At 70.0% G+C, this 15,571-nt stretch carries 12 protein-coding genes; 3 read left to right on the top strand and 9 right to left on the bottom strand.

Features of this window, described 5'->3' with window-relative positions; translation table 11 throughout:
- Position 1 precedes the first annotated feature (1 nt).
- A complete protein-coding gene (locus FHP25_RS32360) occupies positions 2-898 on the top strand; it encodes an IclR family transcriptional regulator (protein WP_147851132.1) in 897 nt (298 codons plus the stop codon).
- Positions 899-930: 32 nt separating this feature from the next.
- Here the strand turns inward: FHP25_RS32360 and FHP25_RS32355 are convergent, their stop codons facing one another.
- The 5 genes from FHP25_RS32355 to FHP25_RS32335 form a co-directional block, all read right to left on the bottom strand.
- Complete coding sequence (locus tag FHP25_RS32355) at positions 931-1,533, bottom strand: uracil-DNA glycosylase family protein (protein ID WP_231712563.1); 603 nt, start codon at positions 1,531-1,533, stop codon at positions 931-933.
- Entirely contained in the window at positions 1,530-1,916 is a 387-nt protein-coding gene (locus FHP25_RS32350; protein ID WP_147851131.1) for a DUF488 domain-containing protein, read from the bottom strand. Before FHP25_RS32350 ends, FHP25_RS32355 begins: the two co-directional genes overlap by 4 nt.
- Before the next feature lie 13 nt (positions 1,917-1,929).
- Positions 1,930-2,805 carry a transglutaminase family protein gene (locus tag FHP25_RS32345; RefSeq protein WP_147851130.1) on the bottom strand — a complete coding sequence of 292 codons (876 nt, stop codon included), beginning with the start codon at positions 2,803-2,805 and terminating at the stop codon, positions 1,930-1,932.
- Positions 2,806-2,812: 7 nt separating this feature from the next.
- A complete protein-coding gene (locus tag FHP25_RS32340) occupies positions 2,813-5,317 on the bottom strand; it encodes a circularly permuted type 2 ATP-grasp protein (protein ID WP_147851129.1) in 2,505 nt (834 codons plus the stop codon).
- Between the two features lie 97 nt (positions 5,318-5,414).
- Positions 5,415-8,738: a transglutaminase family protein gene (locus FHP25_RS32335; RefSeq protein WP_147851128.1), complete on the bottom strand. Its 3,324-nt coding sequence runs from the start codon at positions 8,736-8,738 to the stop codon at positions 5,415-5,417.
- Between the two features lie 109 nt (positions 8,739-8,847).
- Here FHP25_RS32335 and FHP25_RS32330 point away from each other — a divergent pair, with 109 nt between their 5' ends.
- Positions 8,848-9,222, top strand: a complete 375-nt coding sequence (locus FHP25_RS32330) for a nuclear transport factor 2 family protein (RefSeq protein WP_147851127.1) — start codon at positions 8,848-8,850, stop codon at positions 9,220-9,222.
- 8 nt (positions 9,223-9,230) lie between these two features.
- On the opposite strand, the gene FHP25_RS32325 is transcribed toward FHP25_RS32330, so the two are convergent.
- The 3 genes from FHP25_RS32325 to FHP25_RS32315 all read right to left on the bottom strand — a co-directional run bounded on the left by FHP25_RS32325 (position 9,231) and on the right by FHP25_RS32315 (position 11,252).
- Positions 9,231-9,650, bottom strand: a complete 420-nt coding sequence (locus FHP25_RS32325) for a DUF3429 domain-containing protein (protein WP_178133949.1) — start codon at positions 9,648-9,650, stop codon at positions 9,231-9,233.
- Positions 9,651-9,687: 37 nt separating this feature from the next.
- Positions 9,688-10,152: a peptidylprolyl isomerase gene (locus FHP25_RS32320; protein ID WP_218578761.1), complete on the bottom strand. Its 465-nt coding sequence runs from the start codon at positions 10,150-10,152 to the stop codon at positions 9,688-9,690.
- Between the two features lie 212 nt (positions 10,153-10,364).
- Positions 10,365-11,252 carry an energy transducer TonB gene (locus FHP25_RS32315; RefSeq protein WP_147851124.1) on the bottom strand — a complete coding sequence of 296 codons (888 nt, stop codon included), beginning with the start codon at positions 11,250-11,252 and terminating at the stop codon, positions 10,365-10,367.
- Between the two features lie 327 nt (positions 11,253-11,579).
- On the opposite strand from FHP25_RS32315, the gene FHP25_RS32310 reads away from it, so the two are divergent.
- Positions 11,580-13,421: a CpaF family protein gene (locus FHP25_RS32310; RefSeq protein WP_147851123.1), complete on the top strand. Its 1,842-nt coding sequence runs from the start codon at positions 11,580-11,582 to the stop codon at positions 13,419-13,421.
- A 10-nt stretch (positions 13,422-13,431) separates the two neighbouring features.
- Here the strand turns inward: FHP25_RS32310 and FHP25_RS32305 are convergent, their stop codons facing one another.
- Positions 13,432-15,039, bottom strand: coding sequence for a M23 family metallopeptidase (locus FHP25_RS32305; protein WP_147851122.1), 1,608 nt, complete (start codon positions 15,037-15,039; stop codon positions 13,432-13,434).
- Between the last annotated feature and the right edge of the window lie 532 nt (positions 15,040-15,571).

Below are 15,571 nucleotides of genomic sequence, written 5' to 3'. Positions count from 1 at the left end.
CATGACCTCTTCTGTGGAGGGCAAGACCGCCGAAGCGGAATTGGGATCCGCTGCCGGGACCGTGCAGTCCCTGCAGCGCGGCCTGCAGATACTGGACATGGTCGTGCAGGCGCAGGAGCCGTTGCGGCTGGCCGATATCGCGCGGGCGCTGGAGATGGACCGCGCCTCGGCGTTCCGCCTGCTGCAGACGCTCGAGCGCAACGGGCTTGTCGCCAAGGATCCACTGCGGAAGAATTACACGGTCGGGGGGCGGCTGCTGCAGTGGGCATCGACGATCGGTCACGACGTCAGCCTGGTGGCGACCGCGCGTCCCTATCTCGAGCAGCTCGTGTCGCGCACCAACGAGAGCGGCCATTTCGGCATCCTGAGCCAGGACCGGGCGCTGCTTCTGGACTACATCGGCTCCAGCGGCATGATCGTCGTGCAGAATCGGGTTGGCGTGTTCGAGCCGCTGTATTGCACTGCGCTGGGCAAGGCGCTGCTGGCCTTCCAGCCCGAGGCACGCCGCGAGCGCCTGCTCGCGGACATGCGCTTCGAGCGCTACACCGACGCCACCCTCGCGGATCGTGCCGCGCTCGAGAAGTCGCTGGACCGCGTTCGTCTGGACGGCGTGGCGTATGACAATGGCGAATACAACGGCGTGCTCTACTGCGTGGCGTCGCCCGTCATCGGCCGCGACGGCGATGCGATCGGGGCGATTGGCGTTTCCATGGTCAAGCCCATCGCCATCGAGGCGCCCCAGCACATCGCCAAGGTGGCCATGGATGTCCGCGCCGCCGCGCGCGCCATGACCGCGGCGCTGGGCGGCGAAGACGTCGCCCGTACCATCTTCGGCACCGTGAGCCCGGCTGGCAAGCCGCCGGCAGTGTCGGCGCGGCGCCAGGCCCGCAGGCCATAGCGACCGTCATCGTCGCTCGCGAAAGCGGCTTTTCACGCAAGGGCGTTGCGGACGGCCTCGCGGCAGGCGGGCAGCACCAGGTCCGCAAACCATGGATTCCTGCGCGACCAGATCTGGCTGCGCCAGCTCGGGTGCGGCAGGGGAAAATACTGCGGTCCGTATTCGGCGAAGGCCCTCACCGTCTCCGTCAGGTTGCGCTTTCGCCTCGGCCCCAGATAGAAGCGCTGGGCGTATTGGCCGACCAGCAGGGTCAGCCGCCGCTCGGGAAGCCGGGCAAGCAGACGTTCGTGCCAGAGCGTCGCGCATTCGGGTGGCGGCGGATTGTCCCCGCCGGCCTCGGCAACGCCGGGGTAGCAGAAGCCCATCGGAACGATGGCGACCTTTGACTCGTCATAGAAATCGGCTGGCTCCAGCAGCGTCCAGGCGCGAAGGCGGCTGCCGCTGTCATCGTTCCAGGGGACTCCCGTTTCGTGCACCTTGCGACCGGGCGCCTGTCCGACGATCAGCAATCGCGCGGTCGTCGCGATCTGAACGACGGGACGCGGCGGAAAGGGCAGCATGGCGACGCAGTGCCGGCACGCGCGCAGCTTGGCGAGCTCGCGGGACAACGCCGTCCGGTCGTCCCGGCGGGTCACGTGGCGCGCCGGCCGGGGTGGACCTGCTCGCGCATGTGCTCGGCAAGCGCGACGGCCTGGTTGTGCTGGGCGTCATGTGCGCCGTAGACCAGGGTCACCCGTCCCGCCTTCAGGAGGTCGCCGAGACGGGCGACCGCGTCCTGGTTGTCCATGAGCTCGGCGCTATAGCGGCGGCGGAACTCCATCCAGCGCGCGGGGTCATGACCGAACCATTGCCGCAGGGCAGTGCTGGGGGCGATCTCCTTGAGCCACAGCGTCAGCGCCGCGTGCTCCTTGCTGAGGCCGCGCGGCCAGAGCCGATCCACCAGCACACGCGCACCGTCCTCCGTATCCGGCGGATCATAAGCCCGCTTGATCCGCAAATCGGGCTGGCGCTTGGTCATGCCATTCCCTCTTCTACTCCACAGGCCGCAATTCGACGCTGACGCCGTAGTGGTGTGCGCCGCCGCCGAGAATCATGCCACGCACCGGGCTCACGTCCGAGAAGTCTCGCCCCCAGGCCACGATCACGTGCTCATCACGCGCGATCAGGTCGTTTGTCGGGTCGAGATGGACCCAGCCCGCCTCCGGCCCGCACCACACGGCGATCCAGGCATGGCTCGCGTCGGCACCGCGCAGCTCGGCGCCGCCGGGACGAGGATAGGTGCGGATATACCCGGAGACGTAGCCGGCGGCGAGTCCCAGGGCGCGCAGCACGGCGATGCCGACATGCGCGAAGTCCTGGCAGACCCCCAGCCGGCGCGCGAAGACCTCGTCGAGCGGCGTCGATATGTCGGTCGCGCCGGGCGTGTAGGTGAAGTCGGCGCGGATGCGGCGGATCAGGTCGAGCGCGCCGGCCAGCACCGGCCGGCCGGCCGGGAACGAGGGCAGGGCATAGGCGGCGGCCTCGGGGCCGATCGCGACCAGCGGCGAAGCATAGGTGAACTCGGCGGCGGCGGGCACGGCGGGAAAGGCGGCGGCCAGCGAGGCGCTCACGCTTTCCCAGGGCGGCGTCAGCGCCGGGTCTGTCGGAACCGGCAGCAGCACCTCCACCTCCGAACGCATCTCGATGATGAGTTCGGTGTGCGCCTGCTCGACCCGGAAGGAGTCGACCTGGTTGCCGAAATGGTCGACATGCAGCGTCGCGACCTGCGGCGCTGGGTCGACCAGCAGCCGGCAATCGGCGACCGACTGTCCCGGAAAGCGACGTGGCCGCAGATGGGCGATATGCTGCGCCAGGTCGACCGTCGCGGCATAGCGGTACGAGGTGCGGTGGGAGAGGGCGTAGCGCATTGCGTTCTCACGCCGTGGGCTGGCCAAGCGCGTGCGCCGCCGGCACCAGCGAGAAGTAGTGGCGCGTGAGCTCGTCGGAGAGCTGGCCCAGGCCGTTCTCCAGGCGGTCCAGCGCATGGCGCAGCTGCGCCAGCGCCAGGCCCTCGTGCCGCCAGGCACGCTCGTCGCGCGCAAAGAGCATCACCGCATCGTGCAGCGCGCCGACATGCTGCGTGGCGGGAAAGGCGACCGCGCTGCCCGTGGCCCGGCCCAGCTCGTCGAGATGATGATGGATGGCGTGGAGCTGGAACGCGACCGCACGCGGGTTGCTGTCGTCGAGCAGCACCAGATCGAGCGTGGGCGCCGGCTCGAGCGCGCCCAGATAGCGCGTGCGGTAGGTGATGGTGCTGTCGCACAGCTCGAGCGCCAGCCGCATCGCCGATTCCCAGACCATCGGGGTCTGGGTGAAGGGCGACAGCACGCCGCGGCAGGTGAAGTAGGCGCGCTCCAGGCGGCGGCCGATATCGAGGAAGCGCCAGCCGCTGCCGCGCGTGACGTTCTCCTGCGACAGGCCGGCGAAGGTGGCGACGAAGCGGATCAGGTCGCCGAGCGCGGCCAGCAGCCGGTCGACGTCGCCGCGCGCCTGGGCCAGGCGCCGCGTGACGGCGCCCAGCAGCGCATCGAGGGTGGCGATCATGTCGGCCGACAGCCGATCGCGGGTCGACGCCGCCAGGCGCTTGATGGCGCGCAGGATCTCGGCGATCGGCCGCCCATCGCCGGTGAATCGCGTCAGGGTCTGGATCAGCAGCACGCTGTCGGGCGGCGCCATCGCCTCGGACGCGCTGATCAGGCCCATGTCGGCGAGCGCGCGCGTGAGCTGGCGCAGCTCAGCCTGGTCGCGCGGCCCCATCGGCCCCAGCGCGAGGCGCGACAGCGCCGCCCGGATGAGCCGTGCGGTGTTATCGAGGCGCTCGGTGTAGCGGCCGAGCCAGAACAGGTTGTCGGCGATGCGGCTCTGCAGGTCGACACCGCGCTGGATGGCCAGCCGCTGGAAGCGTGCCGTCGAGGGGATCACCACATCGGCATCGTCTTCCGCCAGCACCCAGATGTCGCGCAGCTGGCCGTCAAGCCGTCCGGGCTGGGTCAGCGGATCGGCGGCCGGCGTGCGCGCGACGCCGCCGGGCATGACCATGTAGCCGTCGTCCCGCGCGATGGCGAAGAGGCGCAGCACCAGCGGCTCCGGCCGCAGGCCATCGGCCGTCCAGGCTGGCGCCATCGACGGCGCCAGCCGATGTTGCGCCACCCAATCCGCTGGCCGGGCGCGCACGCGGTCGTAGAGGGCGCGCGGGTCGCTGCCGCCGGCGGCGGGGACTGCGTGCGTCTTGTGTGCGGTATCGAAGGCCGGCCGGAAGATCAGCGAATCGAACTGCGCCAGTGCATGATCCAGCGCCGGCTTCTCGCCGAGCCACCAGACGTCGACCGCCGGCAACTGCAGCTCCTCGCCCAGCAGCCTTCGCGCCAGGCCGGGCAGGAACGGCGCCAGCGCCGGCGTCTCGATGGCGCCGCTGCCCAGGGCGTTGGCCACGCTCACGCTGCCGCAGCGCGCCGCGCCCAGCAGTCCGGTGACACCCAGGCTCGAGTCGGCGCGCAGCTCCAGCGGGTCACAATAGGCGCTGTCGAGCCGGCGCAGCAGCACGTCGACATGCTTCAATCCTTCGAGGGTCTTCAGCGCAACCCCCTCGGTCCGCACCGTGAGATCAGCGCCTTCGACCAGCGTCATGCCCAGCGCGCGGGCGAGGAACACCTGCTCGACATAGGTCTGCGCATAGGGGCCCGCCGTGAGCAGCGCCACCAGCGGATTGCCGCCGCCGGCGGGAGCCAGCTCGGCCAGCGTCTCCCGCCACTGCTCGTAGAAGGGACCGATCTCGCGCACCGCGACGGCGCGGAACGCTTCCGGCAGCGCCCGCGCCAGCGTGCGGCGGATATGCAGGGCGTAGCCGGCGCCGGCCGGCGCCTGGGTGTAGTCGGCCAGCACCGCCCACGACCCGTCGGGCATGTGCACGACGTCGGCGGCGTAGGTCACCAGGTGCCGCTTGGGTGGCGGGGTGCCGGGGCTGTGGCAGGGCCGCAGGAAGTGCGGGTTGGCCTGCAGCAGCGCCGGCGGCAGCACGCGTTCGGCCAGCAGGCGCTGCGGTCCGTAGACATCGGCAAGCAGCGCGTCCAGCAGGCGCGCGCGCTGCGCCAGCCCGTCCTCGAGCACCCGCCAGTCCGACGGCGACACGATCAGGGGCAGGCCTTCCAGCGCCCAGGCCTCGACCGGCGCGGCGCCGTCCGGCGTGGCGGCACCCGTGGCGCCGCCTTCGATGAGCTGCTGGCGGGCGCGCTCGACACGTCCGGCGAAGCCGCCGTCGGGCAACGACCGCACGACACTCAGCAGGCCTTGCCAGTGATAGCGGATCGTCCCCTGGCCGGTGACCAGCTCGTCATAGGCGGCCTTGCCGGGGGACGCCTCGGGAATGCGCAGGGCCTTCATATTGCCGGGACGGTCGTGGACGGAGGTCCAGAATCGCACAGCCCGGCGGTGGGGTCCACCTCATGCTCCTCTCCCGCTTGCGCGAGAGGTGAAACCTTCAGGCGCGCCGCAGGTCGAGCGTCAACGGGTGGTCAGGGTTGTCGAGCGGCCGGGGCGCCGCCATCGGCCCCTGGGTGTGGCCGATCGGCGCGAAGCGTACCCGGCGCCGTGCTTCGGCCTCGTTGGCGTTCACCGGGAACCGGTCGTAGTTGCGGCCGCCGGGGTGCGCCACGTGGTAGGTGCAGCCGCCGATCGACCGGCCGGTCCAGGAATCGTAGAGGTCGAAGATGAGGGGTGCATGGACGCCGATCGTGGGATGCAGCGCGCTGGGCGGCTGCCATGCCCGATAGCGCACGCCTGCGACGTATTCGCCCGGCACCCCGGTGGCGCGCAGCGGCACGGCATAGCCGCCGCACGCCACGGCGTGGCGCGTGTCGTTGAGGCCGCGGACCTTCACCTGCAGGCGCTCCAGCGAGGAATCGACGAAGCGTGCCGTGCCGCCGGTGGCGGCCTCCTCGCCCAGCACATGCCAGGGCTCCAGCGCGTGGCGCAGCTCGAGCTCGATGCCGCGCTGGGCGATGACGCCGATCTCGGGGAAGCGGAACTCGAGATGCGGCAGGAACCAGCCCGCCTCCACGTCGTAGCCGGCGCGGCGGAGGTCGTCGATGACCTCGTTGAAATCCTGCCAGACGAAGTGCGGCAGCATGAAATCGTCATGCAGGCGCGTGCCCCATCGTGTGAGCTTCCTGTCGTAGGGCTGGCGCCAGAAGCTGGCCAGCAGGCCGCGCAGCAGCAGAAGCTGTGCCACGCTCATACGCGGATGCGGCGGCATCTCGAAGGCGCGAAGCTCGAGCAGGCCGCGCCGGCCGGCGGCGCTGTCCGGCGTGTAGAGCTTGTCGATGCAGAACTCGGCCCGATGCGTGTTGCCGGTGACGTCCACCAGCAGATTGCGGAACAGGCGGTCGACCAGCCAGGGTGGCGCGTCCTTGCCGCTCTCGATCTGGCGAAAGGCGATCTCGAGCTCGAACAGCGCGTCGTTGCGGGCCTCATCGACCCGCGGGTGCTGGCTGGTCGGCCCGATGAACAGGCCCGAGAACAGGTAGCTGAGCGATGGATGGTTGTGCCAGTAGCCGAGCAGGCTCTTCAGCACGTCGGGCCGGCGCAGCAGTGGCGAGCCTGCCGGCGTGGCGCCGCCCAGGGTCACGTGATTGCCGCCGCCGGTGCCGGTGTGGCGGCCGTCGAGCATGAATTTCTGCGCCCCCAGCCGCACCTGGCGCGCTTCGTCGTAGACGACCTCGGTCTTGTCCACGACCTCGCGCCATGACGCCGAGGGATGGATGTTGACCTCGATCACGCCCGGATCGGGTGTCACCGAGAACTGCGACAGGCGTGGATCGAACGGCGGCTCGTAGCCTTCGACGAAGACCGGACAGCCGAGCTCTTCCGCCGTGTCCTCCACGGCGGTGATCAGATGCAGATAATCCTCGGCATCTTCGGTCGGCGGCATGAACACGTGCAGGTGGCCCTGCCGCGGCTCGAACACCATGGCCGTGCGTGCGATCCAGGCTGCCGACTGTCCCTTGGCAGGCATGCCGTTGACGGGTGCCGCATCGCGGCCGCGGGCCTCGCCCGGCTCGGCGGCCGGTGACTGCAGCCGCGTGACCGCGGCCTGCCGCAGCGTATCCAGCGGCGGCAACGGCACGCGCGCCATCAAGGGGTCGGGATCGTAGAAATAGGCTTGGTCCTCCGGCGCGGCCCAGGGCAGCGAGTCGAGCGGCAGGCGATAGCCGACCGGCGAGTCACCGGGGATGAGATAAAGCCGCTGCGGCCGCACGAACCACGGCCCGCTGCGCCAGCGCCGCCCGCGGCCGTGGTCGCGCTGGATCGGCAGCACATGGCCAACGACGCTTTCCAGGCCCTGCTCGAAGACGCGCGCCAGCCGCGCCCGCTCGAGCGGATCCTTGAGGTTCGACTCGGCGGGATCGACGTTCACCGGCAGGCGCCGCTCGCGCCAGAGATAGTACCAGGTGTCCTCGAACGCCGGCAGCGCGAAGCCCGGATCGATCTGCAGGCGTTCGGCCAGCACCTGCGCGAAGCGGCCCGCCAGCTCGGGCGTGGCGCCGTTGGGCTTCTCCTCGTGCGCGATCAGGCGCGGGTTGCGCCAGATCGCCTCGCCGTCCTTGCGCCAGAGGCAGGTCAGCGCCCAGCGCGGCAGCTGCTCGCCCGGGTACCATTTGCCCTGGCCGTAGTGCAGCAGCGATCCGTTGCCGAACCGTCGAGCCAGCGCGCGGAACAGGTTGCCGGCGATGCGCCGCTTGTTGGCGCCCAGCGCCTCGGTGTTCCACTCGGGGCCATCCATGTCGTCGACCGACACGAAGGTCGGCTCGCCGCCCATGGTCAGGTCCATGCGGTCGCTGGCCAGGTCGCGGTCGATCGTGTCGCCCAGTGCGACGATGCGCTGCCAGGTCTCATCGGCATACGGCTTGGTGGTGCGCGGTGTCTCGCGGATCCGCGCCACCGACATGGCGAACGAGAAATCGACCTTGGCCGTGCCAACCAGGCCTTCAACCGGCGCGGCGCCTTGCGGTTCCGCTGTCGCCGCCAGCGGGATGTGGCCTTCGCCGGCCATCAGGCCCGAGGTCGGGTCCAGCCCGATCCAGCCGGCGCCCGGCAGGTACACCTCGCACCAGGCGTGCAGGTCGGTGAAGTCCTGCGCCGGCCCCTCGGGCCCGTCGAGCGGCTTCTCGTCCGCCTTGAGCTGGACCAGGTAGCCGGACACGAAGCGGGTGGCGAAGCCGAGATGCCGCAGGATGTTGACCAGCAGCCAGCCGGTGTCGCGGCACGATCCTTTGCGCCGCGCCAGAGTCTCCTCGAAGCTCTGCACGCCCGGCTCCATGCGGATCACATAGCCGATGTCCTGCTGCAGGCGGCGGTTCAGATCGACGAGGAAATCGACGGTGCGCCGCGGCGTCCGGCGCTCGATGCGCCGCAGCCATCCGGCGAGCAGGGGACCGGGCGCGGTCGTCTTGCGGAACGGCGCCAGGTCTTCCGACAGCGCCGGATCGTACTGGAACGGAAACGACTCCGCTTCGGGGTCGAGGAAGAAGTCGAACGGATTGATCACCGCCATGTCGGCGACCAGGTCGACCGTCACCTCGAAGCGCTGCGCCGGCTCGGGGAACACCAGCCGCGCCAGGTAGTTGCCCTGGGGGTCCTGCTGCCAGTTGATGAAATGGCCGGCGGGCTCGACGTTGAGCGCATAGGACAGCACCGGCGTGCGGCAGTGCGGTGCCGGACGCAGCCGCACGATCTGCGGCCCCAGCGTCACCAGCCTGTCATAGGCATAGGTGGTGCGGTGATGAAGCGCGACGTGGATGCTCATGACCTGCCGGAACCCTCCTCACCCGTTGCGTCCTGGTACGCCCTGTCGCGCTTCTTGCAGCAAGTTTCAGGCCACCGCTATTGTCCGCGGGCATCGACTGGAGGGAACCATGCAATCGGAAATCGCTGAAGTCGAAAAGACTCTACGTACGTATTTCGATGGCCTGTACGAAGGTGACGCCAAGAAGCTGGGCGAGGCGTTCCACCCGCTGTCGCATCTGTACAGCGTTGGCGCCGATGGCACCGCCGCCGACCTGCCGCGGGCCGACTGGCTGAAGGCGGTGGAAAGCCGGCCCTCGGCCAGGTCGAAGGGTGACGAGCGGCGTGACCGGATCGTATCGATCGACTTCAGCGGGCCGACCACGGCCTTCGCCAAGGTCGAATGCCAGCTCCCGCCGCGCTACTTCACGGATTATCTCACGCTGCTGAAGATCGACGGCCGCTGGCAGGTGATCGCCAAGGCGTTCCATACGGTGACGAAGTAGCGCGATCGTCAGACCGGTCCCAGCTGGCGCACCGCCAGCAGGCAAACGAGCGTCACACCCGTGAGCGGCCAGCGCAGGCGTGGGTACCATGCCGGCAGCCAGCCGCGGCGGGTGGCGACGATGTCGTAGGCCAGCACGGCAAGAAAGCCTGCGGCCATCAGGAGCAGGCCGTTGCCCTCGCCCAGGGCCAGCGCCAGCCAGGCCAGCAGCGGCGCGGCGGCGGCAGTGGCCAGCCGTGCCGCCGGGACCGGCGTTTCGCGCAGCGCCGCGCCGGCGTGCACGGCGCCCAGGAACGAAAGCACGCAGGCGCCATAGCTGATCAGCGCCACATAGCCGTAGAGGCGCAGCGCCGGGCTATGGCCGAACAGCGCGCCGGCCGTCGCCGCGGCGAACGGGATCGCGCTTGCGATCCCGAGGATCAGTGCCATTGCCGGCATGCGCTGGTCGGCCAATGGCGCCGTGCGATCAGTCCTTCACGTCGGCTGCGACCCGCACCTTCAGCATCTTGTCTGGATTCTGCGGCGGCTCGCCCTTCTTGATCTTGTCGACGAATTCCATGCCCGACACGACCTTGCCCCAGACGGTATACTGGCCGTCGAGGAAATCAGCCTTCTCGAAGCAGATGAAGAACTGGCTGCGGGCGCTGTTGGGATCGCTGGTGCGCGCCATCGACACGGTGCCGCGCACATGCGGCTCCTTGGAGAATTCAGCCGGCAGGCGATCACCCATGCCGCCGCGGCCGGTGCCCTCCGGATCGCCCGTCTGCGCCATGAAGCCGGCGATGACGCGGTGGAACACGACGCCGTCATACTTTCCCTCGCGCGCCAGCTTCTTGATCTGGGCGACGTGCTTGGGCGCCAGGTCGGGCCGCAACTGGATGACGACTCGGCCGTCCTTGAGATCGATATAGAGCGTGTTTTCCTTGTCCATCGGGGCCACCGTCTTGCTTTGGGCGAATCCGTTCGCGCTCACGGCGAGGAGCGCCACGAGGGCCGTCAGCATTGTGGTCCAGCGCATGCGTTTTCCCCAGGCAATGATCGAACGCGGCGGACCATGGCGGAAGCGGCCTGACGGTGCAAGGGTGCAGGCACTTCGCCGCGACATATCGCGCCGCCGTCTCACTGCAGGCGCGCGCCGCCGTCTCACTGCAGGCGATAGCTGAACGGGATCTCGACCAGGATGGCATTGCGCAGCACCACGCCTGGCGGCGGGCGCGGCGGACGGAAACGCAAGGCACGCGCCGAGTGCAGTGCCGCCGTGTCGAGGCGGGCGTGGCCGCTCGACGTCTTGACGCGGGCATCGCGCAACGCGCCGGTGGGATCCAGCACGACCTCGACCAGCACATCGCCCTGCTCACCCTTGGAGCGCGCATCGGCGGGATAGGACGGCAGTCGCGGGTCGCGCCGCGGGTCGGCGGTGATCACCAGGGGCGCCAGCCGCGCCGCCGGTTCGGGTGTGGCCTCCGCCTGCGGTGCTGGGGGCGGCGCTGGCCGCAGCGGATCCGCCAGCGGTGGTGTCGGAGGCGAGGGCATGGCGGGCGGCTCGGTGGAGGCCATCGGCCCGGGCGGGATGGCGAACCCCCCGTCATGGAAGGGCAGCGGCGGCGCCGGGGATGCGGCGTCGGCTGCCTCGGGCTGGGGAGGGGGCTCGGCTTGCGGCGGCGGTGGCGCCGGGTCTGTCTGAGGCTGCTGTTGTGGCACCGGCTCCGGCTGTGCCGGTGGTGGCGCCGGCATCACCGGCCGCAGGTCGGCCGGCTTGTCGGGTGGCGGAGGTAGGTCTGCCGCTGGTGGTGGATCCGCCGCCGGTGCGGCCGGCGGCGGTTCGACGACCTCGACCTCGATGACATTGGGCGGCGGCTGCGGTGTCGGCCGGACCACCGCCAGCAGCGCCACGACGGCCAGGGCATGAATCGCCAGGGCGGCCACCAGGCTGCTGCCCCAGCGCAACCGCTCCTGCAGGGTCGGGCTCGATTTGCCGACAAAACCGAAGACTGGTTGGCGCAATTGCTGCGGCTCGGCGTGCGCGACCATCCCCCGGACCCTCAGTCGGACCGAGGCTCAATACGCTGGCGCAACCATCTGTGGAATGGCGCGTTCATGAGATTCGCGATAATTTAACGTTTCACCTCAACGAGCGGGCCTAACCGACTCCATGCGCGCCACTTTTGCCAGAAATTCACTAAGCTACAGTAATGGCTTATCTTTTTCGTGTCAATTGTGGCGAATACAAGATATCCTCCGGCCAAAATCAGTCTGATGCTGTCCCAATAGTCGTCGCCGGAATTCACGATGCGTCCTCACCGAGTTTCGGAACTTCGGGCGATCCTCGATCGCCCGGTCGCTGCCCCTGTGGACGGCATGTGGGGTAGCGCCTACAGCGCCGTCTTCCCTGAGCCGGCCGGCGCCGAGGGGCGCGGCCGGCAGCTCGAGGACACCTGGACCTCCCTGGTCTCGCAACTGCGCGAGCCTGTCGATACCACCCTGCGCGGCGGCATGTCGGCGGGCGATATCGCTTATCGGCTGGGCGAATTGGTCCACAACTACTTCCGTTCCCGCGGCGCGACGTTGACCAGCTTCGAGTTGCGTCGCATCGTGGTGGCCCTGCTTGACAACTATCGGCGGGGCTGGCCGTCACTTGCCGACCCATCGACGGATATGGCGGCCGTCTTTGCCGGTGATGCCCCAGCCGCGCGACAAACGGACACGCTGGTGGTTTTCGACGAGCGCAACGGATCGCGGCGGTACCCGCCCGCCGAAGGATGGGGCGGGGAAGCTCCGCCTGCGGCAGCACCGTCTGTCGTCACCCCCGATCTGCCTTCATCGCTGGTATCGCTGGCGCCACGCGCCGAGGCGACGCTGCCGCCGGTGGGGCCGCCTGTCCCGATGGCGGCGCGGGCCGCGTCCGCCGTGCTGGAAGCGTCGCCGGCGCCTGTCCCGCCGCCGGCCGGGCCGGTATCCGATGCGCCGGCGCCCCCGGTCGTATCGACGCCCGTGGTCAGCGTCGATGCCGCGCTCGCGGCCATCATGCCAATCCTGCTGCAGCAGCGCAGCAGCGCGCCGGCCTCGCGCCGCGAGCGGCAGGACCGGGTGCGCGGCGCCGTTGCCGCCGCGCTGGTGACGGCCGCGATCACCGTCTCCGAAGCCGAGCGCGACCTTCTGGAACGACAGGCATACGACGAGCTGTTCGGCCTGGGCCCGCTGGACGCGGTGATGCGCGACGACACCGTGCGCGCCGTGCTCGTCAACGGGCCGGGCGCCGTCTTCGTCGATCGCCGCGGCCGGCTCGAGCCGGTGCGTGTGGCGTTCCGCGACGCAGGCCAGCTCGAGCGTGTGGCCGAGCGGCTGACGCAGCGCGTCGGCGGCGCGGTCGACGCCGAGCGCGGGCCCGTGGTCGACCGGCGCCTGGATGACGGCACGCGCGTGACCGTCGTGACCCCGCCGCTGGCGTCGGGGGGACCCTACCTGGTGATTAGACGGCCGGTGACGCGCGCAGTGACACTCGATTCGATGGTCGCCGAGGGCGTGCTATCGCCGCAGATGGCAGGCTTCCTGCGCGTGGCGGTGCGCAGCCGGCTCAACCTGCTGATCTGTGGCGGCCCCGATTGCGGCAAGACGGCATTGCTGGCGGCCCTGGCGCGGGCGGCAGGCACCGAGGACCGGGTCATCACGATCGAGCGCAGCGCCGAGCTGCGGCCGGATGTGGTGCACCACGTGCCGCTGATCGTGCCCGGCGACATCCGCGTCGCGCCGACCGAGGTGCTGACCGCGGCGCTGGCGCTGCGTCCCGACCGTCTGCTGATCGACGATGTCACGGAAGCGGTGACGTCGGGGATCGTCGGCGCCGTCGCCGCCGGCACCGACGGCATCATGGCCAGCGTCGGGGCTGTGACGCCGCAGGACGCGCTTGACCGGCTGTATGCGCTGCTGCGTGCGGCGGATGCGGGAACACCGCCGCCGGAGGCGCGCCGGCGCCTGGCGCGCGCCTTCGAGGTGGTGGTGTATCTCGAGCGGCAGCGCGACGGCATGCGGCGGGTGGCGCATCTGGCTGACGTGACGGTCGCGGACGACGCCGTGGCGAGCCGCGATCTGTTCACCTTCGACAAGGACGCCGGCCGCTTCGTCGCCACCGGCGTGCAGCCCGGCTTCCTGCCGCGCGTCGGGCGCGCCGGGCTCGAGAAGGCGCTGCGCGACGTCCTCTGATCGGCCGACGCTATCGCGTCGCGATCAGCTCGGCGCCATCGCGGGCGCGGTCGGTCCTGGCCACGAGAGCACGAAAGCGCTCGAGATTCTTGCCGGCGAGGCCGGTGCGCTGCGAGGCGCGCGCCGTGAGCGGGTTCACCGGCCGGCCCTTCTGGTGCAGCTCGTAGTGCAGATGCGGCCCGGTCGACATGCCGGTGCTGCCCACGAAGCCGACCACCTGTCCCTGGTGGACGCGCGCGCCGGGGCGGATGCCGGGCGCGTAGCGGGCCATGTGCCCATAAGCGGTGGCGATGCCGCCGCCGTGGTCGATCTTCACGTAGTTGCCGTAGCCGGCATAGGGGCCGGCCTGGGCCACCGTGCCGGCGCCGGCGGCGAGGATCGGCGTGCCGTAGGGGGCGGCGAAGTCGACGCCGGAATGCATGGCGGTGAAGCCGAGGATGGGATGGCTGCGCATGCCGAAGCCGGAGGACAGGCGGTTCAGGCCCATCGGGGTGCGCAGCAGCGACTTCACCACGCTCTGACCGTTGCCGTAGTAGAAGAACTCGGCGCCACGCCCGGGCTTGAAGCGGTAGATATTGAACGTGTTCTTGCCGCCGCCGGTTGTGATCTGGGCCCACAGGACGCGGCCGGGGCCCACCAGCCGGCCGTCGGTTGTGTACGACTGCTCGATCAGCACCGCGAAGCGGTCGCCGCCCTTGACGTCGTACTGGAAGTTCACGTCCCACGAAAAGGCGCGCAGCATCTCGGCCCGCACCGACGGTGGAATGCGGGCGGCGTCGGCGCTGCCGCGCAGCGAGCCCTTCACCACGCCCGTGGCGCGCACCAGCTTGGCCACGACCTCGAAGGTGCGCTGCGTGGCGCTGTAGGCGCCGTCCGCATCGCGCTCGAGCGTGATCTCGCGGCGCGCCTCGGGCCGGATGACGAGCGCCTGCAGCGTCGGCTTGCCGTCGTTGTCCTGCGGCGCCTGCACCTGCAGCGTGAGCGTCTCGCCGACGGGCAGGCGCGCGCCCTTCAGCACCGGCTTGAGCGCCGCCACCGCCTTGCGGATCTCCTCGGGCGCGAAGTCCATGTCGCGCAGGATGCTCTCCAGCGTGTCGCCCTTTTCGACGCGGACGGTTGCCTCGTAGCGGTCCATGGGCTCGGGCTTGTCGCCGTCGTCATCGCGTGGCGGCGCCGCATCGGCGGCCTGCGGCGTGCCCGCGGAGGGGGCGGCATCGGCGTGGACGATGGGCGGCAAATCAACAGTTTCCGGTTGTGGCATGCCGGCGATGTCGGGAGCTTCGGTCGGTGCCGGGGCCCGTGGCGTGGCGGCCTGCGTGCCGGCCGCCTGCGTGGGTGGCGCGTCGTCGGGCGACCGGGTGGGCGCTGCCGGGTCTTGCCCGACGATGATCCAGCCGATGGCGGCCAGCAATCCGGCGCCCGCCAGGCCGGCACCCAGCTTCATCCAGGCCGGAATGGCGCGTGCTGGCGGCGCGATGGGCACCAATGTCGGCGGTGGCGCCGTTTCCGCCGGGGCGGCGGCGGCAGCCGCGTCGGGTGCCGCCGCAGAAGCAGCGTCAGGGGCAGATGATATGGGGGGAATCGAGGGGTTTTCGGAACGGTCCGGCTGATCGAGCATCCACGCATCCCTGGGGGGCAGGAGGGGACAAGGTGGCGGTTCTTATCCTGTCGCGGGCCTATGGCGCCGCCGGGCAATGGTTCACCCGACGGGTTCAGAGGGCGGGTGCGAGCAGTCGCCGTGGGGTCGGTTGGCGTCGCAGGCAGCTGTCATGCACCGAAAGCCCACAAACCTGCCGACCTCTATCTATTGTTACGAAAATCATCGAATCTCGCAATAACAACAATAGGTTCGATCCGTTTCGCCGGTTGTCGACGGCCCGGTCAACAATTTGTCAAAAAGGCCGTTGACAGATCCCGGGGGGGCGCGTACAAGCCCGCCTCCCGCAAACGACGGGGCGTTCTTCAAACCGCTGAGTAGCGCGGTGACGCGAAGTGCGCTCTGGCCGGTGGCGGTTCGGGCTTCAGCCCGCGCTTTATGGACAGGTCTGAAGGAAGGGAAACGCTGGCGGCGGTGTAAGCTGCCGGGTGTTGGGCAGAGATGCCTGGTGCTTGGTGGTGGATGCTGTCGCGAGCGAGGACGCAGGTGAATT

The sequence above is a fragment of the Vineibacter terrae genome (assembly GCF_008039615.1).
Classification (GTDB): domain Bacteria; phylum Pseudomonadota; class Alphaproteobacteria; order Reyranellales; family Reyranellaceae; genus Vineibacter; species Vineibacter terrae.
Note: the sequence above shows the minus strand (reverse complement) of the source record. Positions and strands in the feature narration are given on the sequence as shown.

What these genes read in the sequence shown, in the direction of transcription:
- FHP25_RS32360 (WP_147851132.1), top strand. Translation starts at nt 2, where the DNA reads ATGACCTCTTCTGTGGAGGGCAAGACCGCCGAAGCGGAATTGGGATCC.
- FHP25_RS32350 (WP_147851131.1), bottom strand. Translation starts at nt 1,916, where the DNA reads ATGACCAAGCGCCAGCCCGATTTGCGGATCAAGCGGGCTTATGATCCG.
- FHP25_RS32345 (WP_147851130.1), bottom strand. Translation starts at nt 2,805, where the DNA reads ATGCGCTACGCCCTCTCCCACCGCACCTCGTACCGCTATGCCGCGACG.
- FHP25_RS32340 (WP_147851129.1), bottom strand. Translation starts at nt 5,317, where the DNA reads ATGAAGGCCCTGCGCATTCCCGAGGCGTCCCCCGGCAAGGCCGCCTAT.
- FHP25_RS32335 (WP_147851128.1), bottom strand. Translation starts at nt 8,738, where the DNA reads ATGAGCATCCACGTCGCGCTTCATCACCGCACCACCTATGCCTATGAC.
- FHP25_RS32330 (WP_147851127.1), top strand. Translation starts at nt 8,848, where the DNA reads ATGCAATCGGAAATCGCTGAAGTCGAAAAGACTCTACGTACGTATTTC.
- FHP25_RS32325 (WP_178133949.1), bottom strand. Translation starts at nt 9,650, where the DNA reads ATGGCACTGATCCTCGGGATCGCAAGCGCGATCCCGTTCGCCGCGGCG.
- FHP25_RS32320 (WP_218578761.1), bottom strand. Translation starts at nt 10,152, where the DNA reads ATGGACAAGGAAAACACGCTCTATATCGATCTCAAGGACGGCCGAGTC.
- FHP25_RS32315 (WP_147851124.1), bottom strand. Translation starts at nt 11,252, where the DNA reads ATGGTCGCGCACGCCGAGCCGCAGCAATTGCGCCAACCAGTCTTCGGT.
- FHP25_RS32310 (WP_147851123.1), top strand. Translation starts at nt 11,580, where the DNA reads ATGTGGGGTAGCGCCTACAGCGCCGTCTTCCCTGAGCCGGCCGGCGCC.
- FHP25_RS32305 (WP_147851122.1), bottom strand. Translation starts at nt 15,039, where the DNA reads ATGCTCGATCAGCCGGACCGTTCCGAAAACCCCTCGATTCCCCCCATA.